Annotated in this window: 10 protein-coding genes and 1 pseudogene; 7 read left to right on the top strand and 4 right to left on the bottom strand. The window is 51.4% G+C overall.

Annotated elements, in window-relative coordinates; translation table 11 throughout:
- The 3 genes and pseudogenes from ACEW8P_RS11140 to ACEW8P_RS11130 all read left to right on the top strand — a co-directional run.
- Positions 1-853: pseudogene (locus ACEW8P_RS11140) on the top strand (SusC/RagA family protein); the annotation flags it as partial.
- A gap of 37 nt (positions 854-890) precedes the next feature.
- Positions 891-2603 carry a RagB/SusD family nutrient uptake outer membrane protein gene (locus ACEW8P_RS11135; protein ID WP_373513156.1) on the top strand — a complete coding sequence of 571 codons (1713 nt, stop codon included), beginning with the start codon at positions 891-893 and terminating at the stop codon, positions 2601-2603.
- Between the two features lie 114 nt (positions 2604-2717).
- Positions 2718-2975, top strand: coding sequence for a hypothetical protein (locus ACEW8P_RS11130; protein ID WP_373513155.1), 258 nt, complete (start codon positions 2718-2720; stop codon positions 2973-2975).
- Positions 2976-2986: 11 nt separating this feature from the next.
- On the opposite strand, the gene ACEW8P_RS11125 is transcribed toward ACEW8P_RS11130, so the two are convergent.
- Genes ACEW8P_RS11125 through ACEW8P_RS11115 form a run of 3 tightly spaced genes read right to left on the bottom strand, consistent with a single transcriptional unit; the run spans position 2987 to position 6242 of the window.
- Entirely contained in the window at positions 2987-4351 is a 1365-nt protein-coding gene (locus tag ACEW8P_RS11125; RefSeq protein WP_373513154.1) for a nucleoside hydrolase-like domain-containing protein, read from the bottom strand.
- Between the two features lie 54 nt (positions 4352-4405).
- Positions 4406-5020 (bottom strand): YigZ family protein, encoded by a 615-nt coding sequence (locus ACEW8P_RS11120; protein ID WP_373513153.1) that lies wholly within the window; start codon positions 5018-5020, stop codon positions 4406-4408.
- Positions 5010-6242 (bottom strand): MFS transporter, encoded by a 1233-nt coding sequence (locus ACEW8P_RS11115; RefSeq protein WP_373513152.1) that lies wholly within the window; start codon positions 6240-6242, stop codon positions 5010-5012. Before ACEW8P_RS11115 ends, ACEW8P_RS11120 begins: the two co-directional genes overlap by 11 nt.
- A 162-nt stretch (positions 6243-6404) precedes the next feature.
- Between ACEW8P_RS11115 and ACEW8P_RS11110 the strand changes: the two genes are divergently transcribed.
- Positions 6405-7181, top strand: coding sequence for an alpha/beta fold hydrolase (locus tag ACEW8P_RS11110; RefSeq protein WP_373513151.1), 777 nt, complete (start codon positions 6405-6407; stop codon positions 7179-7181).
- Between the two features lie 5 nt (positions 7182-7186).
- On the top strand, positions 7187-8407 hold the full coding sequence (locus tag ACEW8P_RS11105) for an ATP-binding protein (RefSeq protein WP_373513150.1): 1221 nt from the start codon (positions 7187-7189) through the stop codon (positions 8405-8407).
- 35 nt (positions 8408-8442) lie between these two features.
- Here the strand turns inward: ACEW8P_RS11105 and ACEW8P_RS11100 are convergent, their stop codons facing one another.
- Positions 8443-8841 carry a PleD family two-component system response regulator gene (locus ACEW8P_RS11100; RefSeq protein ID WP_373513149.1) on the bottom strand — a complete coding sequence of 133 codons (399 nt, stop codon included), beginning with the start codon at positions 8839-8841 and terminating at the stop codon, positions 8443-8445.
- A gap of 467 nt (positions 8842-9308) precedes the next feature.
- Between ACEW8P_RS11100 and hemC the strand changes: the two genes are divergently transcribed.
- Together hemC and ACEW8P_RS11090 are read left to right on the top strand one after the other, a co-directional pair.
- Positions 9309-10256, top strand: a complete 948-nt coding sequence (hemC, locus tag ACEW8P_RS11095; protein WP_373513148.1) for a hydroxymethylbilane synthase — start codon at positions 9309-9311, stop codon at positions 10254-10256.
- A 370-nt stretch (positions 10257-10626) separates the two neighbouring features.
- The gene (locus ACEW8P_RS11090) at positions 10627-11277 is read left to right on the top strand and encodes a hypothetical protein (protein ID WP_373513147.1); all 651 of its coding nucleotides are present in this window, start codon (positions 10627-10629) and stop codon (positions 11275-11277) included.
- Positions 11278-11387: the final 110 nt, after the last annotated feature.

The following is an 11387-nucleotide window of genomic DNA, read 5'->3' as shown; positions in this document are numbered from 1 at the left end:
CTTTACCTATTCGCTGGGTGGTAATTTCTCAACCTACCGCAACGAGGTCGTCAAGACCACGGGCGACCCCAACGTACAGTACTTTGGCTTCTCGACGCGCCTGGCCGCCGCTGCTGTCACGCAGCAGGGGCATCCGCTGGCGTCGTTCTTTGGCTACACCATCGACGGCATCTTCCAGTCTGACGCCGAGGGGCAAGCCCACGCGGCGCAGTTCGTAGCCAACACCGATGCTGCCAAGGCTGGTAATCCTTTTAACAAAGCCGGATCGTTCAAATTCCGGGATATCAACAACGATGGCGTCATCAATGCTTCCGACCGGGGCATTATCGGCAGTCCGCACCCGACGTTCACCTACGGCATCAACGCCAGCATCGGCTACAAGAACTTCCGTCTGGACCTATTCGGACAGGGCGTGCAGGGCAACCAAATCTTCAACTACGTGCGCTATTGGACCGACTTCCCGACTTTCGGCGGCAACCGTAGCGTACGGATGTTCGAGGACTCGTGGCGTCCCGGCAAGACCGATGCCGTTCTGCCTATCCCGCGTTCCAATGACGTCATTAGCTCGCTGCCTTCGACCTATTACTTGGAAAACGGCTCGTATTTCCGTTTCAAGAACATTCAGTTGAGCTACACGATCCCCAAGGCCATCACTTCCAAACTACGCATGGGTTCGGCTCGCGTGTACGTGCAGGGACAAAACTGGCTGACATTCACGAAGTACACCGGACTCGACCCTGAGATCAACCTCCGCCGTTCCAGCAATTCGGGCCAGGACATTCACATCGGCTTCGACGAAGGTGCCTATCCCGCCGCGCGTAACACGGTCGTGGGCGTCAACATCAGTTTCTAAAACTATCTCATCCTGACATTTTTAAATAAAAACCGATATGAAAATGAAATTGAAACCAATCGCCTGGGCCGCATTCGTGGCGGCGGGCATTTCGGCCACTTCCTGTAGCGATAGCTTTCTGGATACTGTGCCGTTGGGTGAATTGAGCGAAGTCACGCTGCGCAACAAGGCGGGCGTCGATCTGGTATTGACCGGGGCTTACTCGCTCATGGATGGCGTCAACGTGGCGGGCTTCTCCGACTGGCACGGTTCCGCCGACAACTGGGTCTATGGATCGGTGGCTTCCGACGACGCATACAAGGGTACCAACGCCGGCGATCAGCCCGAGATTTCGATCATCGAGGGTTTCCAGCACACGCCCGACCTGCTGCACTTCCGGGGAAAGTGGCAGGCCATGTACGACGGCATCGCCCGTTCTAACGATGCCATTCAATTGGTAGATAAGGCAGCCGACATGACTGCTACCGAAAAAACATCGGCCATCGCCCAGGCTCGTTTTCTGCGCGGACACTACCATTTTGAACTTAAAAAGATGTTCAACAAGGTACCGTACATCGACGACAAGACTTACAATTCCAGCGATGCCAACAGCACCAAACTACCCAACGACAAGGATATTTGGCCCAACATCGTGGAAGATTTGAAATTTGGCTATGACAACCTGCCCGCTCGCTGGCCGGGCGCTCCGGGCCGGGCCACCAAGTGGGCGGCGGGTGCCATGCTAGCCAAAGCCTACCTGTTCCAGAACAAATACGCCGAAGCCAAGCCCCTGCTGGAAGCCATCGTGAACAGCGGACAATTCAAGCTGGTGGATAAATACCACGACAACCACCGCATCCCGACCAACAACAATGCGGAGTCGATTCTGGAAGTGCAGTTTTCGGTGAACGACGGGGCCAATATTTCCCGCAACGGCAACCGAGGCCACACGCTCAACTACCCCTACGGCGGCGGTGCCCTCACGACCTGCTGCGGTTTCTTCCAGCCTACTCAGAACCTGGTGAATGCCTTCAAAACGGATGCGACGGGTCTGCCTTTGCTTGATACTTTCAATGCCACTGACGTTCCCGCCGACAACTCGGTGGCTTACAAGGGCAACCTCGACCCTCGCCTCGATTGGAGCGTGGGCCGCGACGGCGTTCCCTACCTCGACTGGGGACTACACAACCCCGGCTATGTTCGTGACCGCGCCTACGGTGGCCCTTACTCGCCCAAGAAGCAGTCGCCCTATCGGGCCGAGAACGGTACTTTGACCTGGTCCAACAACCCCCGGCAGAATGCCAACAACTACCGCCTGATTCGCTACTCGCACGTATTGCTGTGGCTGGCTGAAATCGAGGTCGAAACGGGTGATTTGAACAAAGCCCGCGCCCTGGTCAACCAAATCCGCCGCCGCGCTGCCAATCCCGATGGTTTCGTAAAGCTGGCTAACGGCACGCCGGCTGGTAACTATGTGGTGAATGAATACACCACTCCCTGGACGGACAAGGAATTTGCCCGCAAGGCAGTGCGCTTCGAAATGCGCCTGGAATTCGCGATGGAAGGCCACCGCTATTTCGACCTGGTGCGCTGGGGCATAGCCGAGAAGACCCTTAACGATTACCTGACCGTCGAGCAGACCAAGCGCAACTACCTGCAGGGCGCACGCTTTGTGAAGGGCAAGCACGAGTACTTCCCTATTCCGGCGCAGGAGATTCTGAACAGCCAGTTGCAGGGTAAAGCGACTTTGGTGCAGAATCCTAATTATTGATTGGATTGAAGGTTTGAGGGTTTAAAAGTTTAAAAAAGAGGGCCGCTTTTTTCAAGAGCAGTCCTCTTTTTTTATGAAACCAAATGCTGCGGTATGGGTTATTAAAGTGTATTGTTGAACCATTTGACCCGCTTTCCCATGTTGAAGAACCCGACTTTCGCCGCTCTGTTCTCTACCGCTTACCTTATTATTTTTGCCATTTTGGTAGCGCTTGGCTTTTCTGACGTAGCGGCAATTTTGTTTATATTATCGCCCTTGCTTGTTGTATGGCTGGCTTATATCGTGCTGCGCTACGGCGAGGCATCGGGACGAACCTTTGATGATTACTATTATGATGATGTGAATATTCGGTCGGACAAACTGCGGGAATAAGGGGAGGGCTTTTACTCCACCTGAATCACAATCCGACGAAAAGCTGTCAACGCCGGCACACCCGTATCTGTTACTTCCAGAATTAGGTGCAATACGATGCCGGAGGCGTCGGCAGGCACCACAAATTCTGCATCTCTGCTTTCAGGGTTTATCAGAGGAAGGCGGCCGGGGTAGTTTCCGGCTTCCCAGTAATTCCACCAACTGTACTTTAAGGTGTCGCCGTCGGGATCGGAGCTTCCTTCGGCAGAAAGCGTAATCAGATCACCCGCTTTGGCACTGATTTCTATGACTTCCGTTCCTTCCCGCTGGTTGAGGACGATTTTCGGCGCGTGGTTAGCTTCGGCGAATCCCTTGACGCACCAGTCCATTCGGGCGGCAAAGTCATTCTGGAAGTACTTCCGCCACCTTGAAACACTCAACCGTTCATTCCAAACTCCGTCTTGAAAATCAACGGCATCCGTATATAAGTTTCTGTTCAACCGACGGAATCGTCCCCCAAAACTGCCCCAGTCGGGCCGTTCGGCAACATTGAAACCATTGGGGATCAAAGCTAAAAAAGAGGGGGAATCGCCTTCCTTCATTCCGCGCTTACCCGCTGCATCGGCGGGATACTGTGCCCCCAATGCGCCGTGATCTTGCACCACGTGGTTTTGAATCCATTCCGCCGACCCCAGTGTTTCGTCGCCCGTCATGTACATACCCCGGTAAGCGGAGTACTCCCGAACCTTCGGGACGTGCGGATACCCGAAGTTCACGAAGCCGTTGCTCATGAAGAATAATTCAGGGAAGTTTTGCACGATCCAGCGCTCGTGGCCGTCTTGGTTACCAATGGCATGAATTCTGAGCTTGTTGACAAAATTTGTCGCTTCTGCCTTGGAGCGAGTTTCTTTCACTTTCCACAAGGCTTGGGCTAGTTCACGCTGCCCGCCCCAGACCGTCACCCAAAGAGGCCTTGAATCCGGTTTGTCCACGACTTTTATTAGCCATTCGGAGGCAGGAGAATCTTGTCCTTCGCCAAACTGATGCTGGTCGCCGCTTCCGGCGTGAACCAGCGAACGAAGGTGATTGGGGTTGGGAAAAGCAGCGGAGTGCTTTTGCAGGTTTTCGTAAACCCGCTCGTAGGCATCTAGTTGCTGGTAAATCAGTTCGGGCTTTGTATCCTGCCCGTGTTCCAGGCGGCTACTAGTCAACAGACCTTCTAAGTCAAATTGATCGCTGTGTACCAACAGCCTTACCAAACTTTGCTGGTCGTCGGGATCGCCGCCAATGTCAGTCATTACTACCAGGCGCGTCCTGTCTTGCGCTGTGGTAATGGTTCCGTTTGCTGTGACAAAAGCTATCAGTAAGAGAAAAGAGTAAAGTGCGGAACGCCTCATGGGGCCAAAGATCGGGTGAAGGATTTTGGTTTGAAAAGAGCGTTGTGAGGGAATCTATACTGTTTTGAGGTATTTTATCTTCACCTTCTCTGTGCCCTCAAAAGCAGGCACAACTTTGTTCAGCTGCGCCTTCCGAACCAGTACTTTAAAGGTGCAGGCTATTTCAAATCGCTGCTCCGTTACTTCAAGGTCGTAGGCTTTCACAATCCGATTTATTTCGCTGGTCATTTCGTAAGGAAAGGTGATTTGGTATTCATCGCAGACGTACTTTTCCAAAACTACTGCTTGTGCCAAGGCCTCTTCAGTAGCTGTTTTGTAAGCATTGATCAAGCCGGGAATCCCCAGCAGAGAGCCGCCAAAGTACCGTATAACTACCACCAGAATATTGGTCAAATCCTGAGAGTACAGCGTGTTCAGGATGGGTCGTCCAGCGGAACCCGAGGGTTCGCCGTCGTCGTTGGCGCGATACTGGTTGCGGTCGAGGCCCAGGCGGTAGGCGTAGCAGTGGTGGTTGGCTTTGGGATGCTGCTCGCGCAGGGTAGTTAGCAGCGGCCTGGTGTCTTCCTCGGAATTGACGGGATAGGCGAAGGCGTAGAATTTGCTGCCTCGTTCTTTGAAAAGACCTTCGGCGGGAGCTTCGATAGTGCGGTAAGAATCATCAAACAGCATGGTTTTGCTTTCTTTTTATTCTCAAAATGACAACCGCGTAAAACAATGCCATCAGCCCAAACCCGGCCATGACCGAAAACGCCAGCGGCAGCCGGGCGACGTCGTTGGCGAAGATCGCCGCCGACAGCAGGGCGCCGAGGCCGATACCCGCCTCCATTGAAATATACATCGTCGCCATCGCCCGTCCACGACCGTTTTCTTCGCTCAAATCCACCGTCCAAGCCGAGAGGATAGGGGAGAGGATGCCCGTCGCGAAGCCAAAAAATACGGCTCCCGTGAAAAATAGCTCCGTAGAGGTAGCGAAGCCCGTGCAAAGCATGGCGATAATGAGCATCGAGCAGCCCACTACTATTACCTCCACCCGTCCGTAGCGATCGGAAACGCGTCCCGCTACCAACCGGATAAAAAGGGAGGTGAGCGTATAGACCAAAAAGAAAAGACCGTGGTTGTGCAAGCCGAGCGAATCGCTGAAATCAGGGATGAGCGTCAGCACCGCCCCGAAGCTGAAGTACGTCAGAAACACGACCAACGAGGGCGAGAACACGCGCGGCTCGAAGACATCTTTACGCGTGATTTTAAAGGCCTCCCAGGAAAGCCGCGACGGGTTGGGCAGCGTTTCCTTCATGTTGAGCAAGATGGCGATGGAAAGGAAAGCGGCAAAAGAAGAAGTGTAAAACAGCGCATTCAGTGAAAACGCAATGGCTATCCAACTCCCGATGGCGGGTCCCAACGCCGCGCCGACACTCACTGCCATGCCGTAAATCCCCAAAGCCTCGCCCCGGCGGTGCGCGGGAACGATGTCAGCGATATAGGCCGCAGTGCCCGTCGGCTTGAATCCTGTGGAAAAGCCGTGGCCCAATCGCAACAGCAAAAAGGGCACGACAGTAACAAAAATCGGGTACAGAAAACCACACACCACGCACACCAGCGACCCGAAGACCATCACCGGAATGCGCCCGATGCGGTCAGTCAGGCGGCCGCTGAACGGTCGGGAAATCCCGGCGGTGAGCGTGAATAAGCTGATTATAAGACCTTTGTGTTCGGCTCCGTCCATACTGGTAAGGTAAGCGGGTAGTTCGGGAATGAGCATATTGAAACTCCCAAAGAACAGGAATGAACTTGTGCTGAGCAGCCAGAACTGTGTAGTGAAGATGCGCTGTGGGAAAGAATTCAGCGAGGATTCGCCGGGTGTGGTACTTTTCGGCTTGGCGGTGGTTTGCATCGCGCAAAGGTAAGCCTAGGGTAATAACAATAAAACCAGAGGTTCAAAGTATGGGTAGTCCAAAATGAGTAGTATATTTATTGGTTCAAGTTTTTAAAGTTGGATTTAAGCAATAATCGCGATACAATGCACACTGATGTATTAAAAAGGAACAATGTACAAGTGTTTGGTAAAGGCACTACCCCCATGCTGTTTGCGCATGGATTCGGCTGTGCCCAGCAAATGTGGCGTTACATTTGGCCTGCTTTTGAAGAGGAATACAAGATAATCCTGTTCGACTATGTGGGGAGCGGACAGTCGGATATCAGCGCGTATAATCCCGAGCGGTACGCCAACCTGAATGGCTACGCCGAGGACGTACTCGATATTTGCCGGGCGTTAGAGCTAAGGGACATTATTTTTGTGGGGCACTCGGTAAGCAGCATGATAGGGGTGCTGGCCTCCATCAAAGAACCCAACTTTTTCCAGAAAATCATTATGATCGGCCCTTCCCCGCGTTACGTTAATGACCAGGAGTACACAGGAGGCTTCGAGCGTTCGGATATTGAGGAACTGCTTACGACCATGGAACGAAACTACATTGGGTGGGCTAACTTTCTGGCTCCAGCCATCATGAAAAATCCCGATAGTCCGGAGCTAGGTCAGGAACTCACCGAGAGTTTCTGCTCCACCGATCCCGTCATTGCCCGGCAGTTTGCCGAAGTCACTTTCCTGTCCGACAATCGGCGGGATCTCCACAAGGTCCGTCACCCCTCGCTGATCATGCAGTGTTCGGATGATATGGTGGCACCCGCCGAAGTGGGCAACTACCTGAGCGACCACTTGCCCAAAAGTAGCCTGGTGCTTATGAGCGCTACCGGACACTGTCCGCACATGAGCGCCCCGGAAGAAACCGTCCGCCTTATGAAAGAGTATCTTGAAGCGCCTGCCTTAACCTGAACTTCTTGGAAGTCAATTACAATGCCGAATACATCGTGCAAACCATGCCCTGCGCCTGCCTGGTGTTTGGGGATGAGGGTACCATTGAGTTTGTCAATGCTTTCCTGTGCGAGGCACTGGGTTATGAGTCGGCCGAACTGATCGGCCAGAAACTGGATCGTATCTTCACCTTTTCCAGCAGACTTTTCTACCAAACTCATTTTTTCCCTTTGCTAAGGCTAAATGGAAAAGTAAGTGAGATTTTCTTTATGCTACGCTCCAAAGTAGGCGAGAGTGTCCCCGTTATGATCAATGCCATCCGGGATGCCAAGAGCGAAAAACCCATCAACCTGTGTATCTTCATTACGGTGCGGGAGCGGCAGAAGTACGAAAGTGAAATTCTTGACTCAAAAAAGAGCCTGCAAAAAGCCCTCGAAAATAACGAGCAGTTGAAAGGCCTTCAGACGGAATTGGAAGAGCACCGGCAGAATCTGGATCGCCAGATAGCCGTTCTCATTCAGCGAAATCAGGAGTATGTACAATTAAACAAAGTACTCTCGCACGATTTGCAGGAGCCTATCCGAAAGATAGCCATTTATTTGGATATGGTGCTGAGCGCCGAAAAGGCAAGCGAAGACCCAAACCTTCACGCCTATTTTCTAAAAATCCAGTCTTCCGTAGCCCGGCTACGGGCTTTGACCCAAAGTCTACAGGAATTTGTCAGCGTGGAAGCTAATAAAGAACCACTTACGACCATCGAACTAGAATACATCATTGCACAGGCGAAGGTCGATTCAATACAAGTGACGGGTTTTGCTGACTTCGAGCTTAAAGTAGGTGAGATACTTCCTATAGAGGTGCGCCCTATCCAGATGAAGCTACTTTTTACGGAGTTGATTAAGAACGCTATTCAAAACAGGAGGGCGCATATCCCCTTGTGCGTCACAATTAGGTCGGCAACGGTAGAGGAAAACAGCTACCAGTTCAGCAAGGACAAGTACCGCTACATAGATTATTTAAGAGTAGAAATAACGGACAACGGAAAAGGCTTTGACAACCAATATGGTACCTACGTGATGGGCTTTTTCAATAAGCTGGACTCCGAATCGGAAGGCATGGGGATGGGGCTGGCTTTGTGCAAAAAAATTGTCTCTAATCACTACGGAACCATGTCAATCAATTCCCGGGAGGACACTGGAAGCACCATTATCATCACGCTTCCCGTCGTACAGCCCACGGAGCTTTAATAGCGAGAAATTCCCAGCTTTCACTCAAAAAACGATTACCCCAAATAACGAGTAATGAGTTTATTGGCCATATCGGTAAATCCTTGGATCGTAGCTGGCTTGGATACAAACTCGGCTACTCCCACGTCAAAGGCAGTTTGGATAAAGGCAGGGTTGTTGGTAGTCGAGATCATGACCACCGGGATGACGGGAAAACCCGGATTCGAACGCATTGCTCGAACGGTTTCCACGCCACTCATTTTTGGCATATTCATATCCATCAGGATTAGTGTGGCGAGCCGTCGTCCTTCTTCCTGGATCAGCTTCATCAATTCAAATCCACTAGCTGCTTCAATGACTTCCATTCCGTGCTTCGTTTGCAGAAGGGCTTGCCTGAGAAAATGCCGATCGTCCGGATCGTCATCTACCAAATAAACGAGAGGGATGCTACTCATAGCCTTTCGCAGGAATTGTCTGCATTGATAAATTTGCTAGAAAAAATAAAGGGAGATAAATGGTACCCACAGAGCGCAACTCTGTACAGAGAGTTGCAAAGTTACCTTAAATAAGCCACAATCTTGGAAAGTAAAGTCTACCCAACAGCGACTCCTGTTTATCATCAGCTCAGGGGAGCAGATGAGCAAAATGACCTGACTACGGTGCCGTTTGTTAGGGCAATCGTAAAGTACATTGCGTTAGCGGCCCAAGGGCGCCCTGCACCAGGAGTTGGAAGCCATCGGTTTTTTGAACAGACCGATCGAACCGTCTGAGGTAGTTCGATTATTGAAAGAGGTCAAAGTGCACTTGCCTTCAAAACCGGATCTGACGATACGGGCGTGACTTGGTCTTCTTTGCTTTCAAAGTACTTCCAACAATTCTGGTAAATTGCGGCTCAAACATCAGAAGACTATCACCTATTGACATGCACATCAAAATCGGCACCCGCGGTAGCAAGCTGGCCTTGTGGCAAGCACATTTCGTAGAAGAAAAACTGCAAGAGGGCGGTATCTCCACCGAAGTGGTCATCATTAAAACAATGGGAGATAAGATTTTGGACAAAGCTTTATCCAAAATCGGCAGCAAAGGTATTTTTACCGAAGAATTGGAAGCGCAACTTCACAACGGCGGCATCGACATTGCTGTCCACAGCGCCAAGGACTTGCAGTCAGACTTGGGCGATGATTTTGAAATACTGGCCTTTACCGAGCGCGAAAAGTCCAACGACGTGCTGATTAGCCACGACACCAGCCTCTCCCTAAATCAAGCTAAGCCCTTCATCATCGGTACTTCATCGACTCGTCGCATTGCCCTTTTGAAACATTTTTATCCGCACTTGACGACGGTGGACATGCGCGGCAACCTACAAACCCGCCTGCGCAAACTCAGCGAAGGTCATTGCGACGCGCTGTTGCTGGCCTACGCTGGCGTCCACCGCATGGGTTATGACGCGCAGATTGCCGAGTACCTTTCGCTCGAAGAATTCACGCCCGCCGTGGGCCAGGGCAGCGTCGCCATCGAATGCGCCGTGTCGCTGGATGAAGCGAAGAAAGAAGCGGTTGGCAATCTGCTCAACCACGTCGAAACCTCGCTGTGCCTCCGGGCAGAGCGGGCTTTCTTGCGCCGCTTACAAGGTGGATGCAGCGTGCCGCTTTTTGCCCTGGCTACTTTGGTCGAGGGGAAAATCAATATATCGGGCGGTGTTGTCAGTCTGGACGGTAGTGAAATGATTCGTCGCCAAGTAGAAGAGGGCTCTCCCGCTCATCCCGAAAAAATAGGCGCCTCTTTGGCCGAAGAGCTACTGGATGCCGGAGCTGAAAGGGTTTTAGATGAAATCAAAAACGCGCAAATAGACGTAACTGATCTACGGTAAGTTGGAAACCACAGAACTACTTGAATCTATAATCTATTGGAAGAGGCATCCCAACAATCCGAGGTATTTCTATAGGGAGTCAGGCGACAGGATAATACTTCTCAGGATAAATGATTTTCCTGATGAGCCACTCTTCACCCTGCTAAACAACTTTGACATTCTGGACATAGAAGACAAACCTCTCGGTTGGATTTTAGAGAAATGAGAAACGACGGGTTAGGAGCCTGAGTCCTTGCAAAATACATGTAGTTGAAAAGCTAGTTTCAGGCACTAAAAATAATATTTGCGTAACTGAAATATCTGCTACATTTGCGCTGTCAATCACATTTGCGCTGTCAATCACATTGTTATCAATTAAAAAACTCAGGCGATGAAAAAGTCAATGCTCATTGGATTATTCCTGCTTGCAGGAAATGCGCTTTACGCTCAGCGCGCCGTGTTTCCGAACACTTATCACAATAATATCAAGGCGGGTGTAACGACGATCCTGTTTGGCTCGGGCGACCTCACGGGCTTGAACTACTACAACGAGTACAACCGCAGGCTGAACAACTACCTAACGCTGGCTCCGTCGGTGCAGTTTGGCTTTGGGTCAGGTTCAAGCTCTATTTATGTAAATAACCCACGAATTGGCGCGCCTTACGTGGATGAAATGAGGTTCACGAAGGGCTCTGCCGCGCTTGACCTCAACCTGTACGCTTCGCCTTGGCGGTACGATCGTAGTAAAGTACGCCTGGGTGTGGGGCCGTCTTTACGCTTCGTATCTGATTCCAGTCCCAACTACTATGGTGTGTATTACCCAGGCTCCTTGAAGGAATTTCCTGAAATCTTTGATTACATCATCGATCCGCCCAAGTACGATCGCCCCCAAAACTACCTGACGATCGGCTACTCGCTCATCGCCGAGGGGGAACTGAACCTTTCCCATCGCTGCAATCTCGGGGCGCGGGCAGCCTTTCAGGGCTACCAAAGTGGCGAAACTACCCTGATGCTGGGCGTCAATTTCGGGTATCGGTTCTAAGCAAAATTGCCCGCGGAAATTTTTTAATAAAAAGCCAGTGGTTTTCCAACCATTGGCTTTTTATTTTGCTCTTGGATTGCATACTTCACATACCCAAAACCCCAGCATCA

Origin of the sequence: Persicitalea sp. (assembly GCF_041751555.1) — a bacterium.
Lineage (GTDB): Bacteria > Bacteroidota > Bacteroidia > Cytophagales > Spirosomataceae > Persicitalea.
Note: the sequence above shows the minus strand (reverse complement) of the source record. Positions and strands in the feature narration are given on the sequence as shown.

Coding starts and splice junctions, on each gene's coding strand:
- ACEW8P_RS11135 (WP_373513156.1), top strand. CDS start 891: ATGAAAATGAAATTGAAACCAATCGCCTGGGCCGCATTCGTGGCGGCG.
- ACEW8P_RS11125 (WP_373513154.1), bottom strand. CDS start 4,351: ATGAGGCGTTCCGCACTTTACTCTTTTCTCTTACTGATAGCTTTTGTC.
- ACEW8P_RS11120 (WP_373513153.1), bottom strand. CDS start 5,020: ATGCTGTTTGATGATTCTTACCGCACTATCGAAGCTCCCGCCGAAGGT.
- ACEW8P_RS11115 (WP_373513152.1), bottom strand. CDS start 6,242: ATGCAAACCACCGCCAAGCCGAAAAGTACCACACCCGGCGAATCCTCG.
- ACEW8P_RS11100 (WP_373513149.1), bottom strand. CDS start 8,841: ATGAGTAGCATCCCTCTCGTTTATTTGGTAGATGACGATCCGGACGAT.
- hemC (WP_373513148.1), top strand. CDS start 9,309: ATGCACATCAAAATCGGCACCCGCGGTAGCAAGCTGGCCTTGTGGCAA.
- ACEW8P_RS11090 (WP_373513147.1), top strand. CDS start 10,627: ATGAAAAAGTCAATGCTCATTGGATTATTCCTGCTTGCAGGAAATGCG.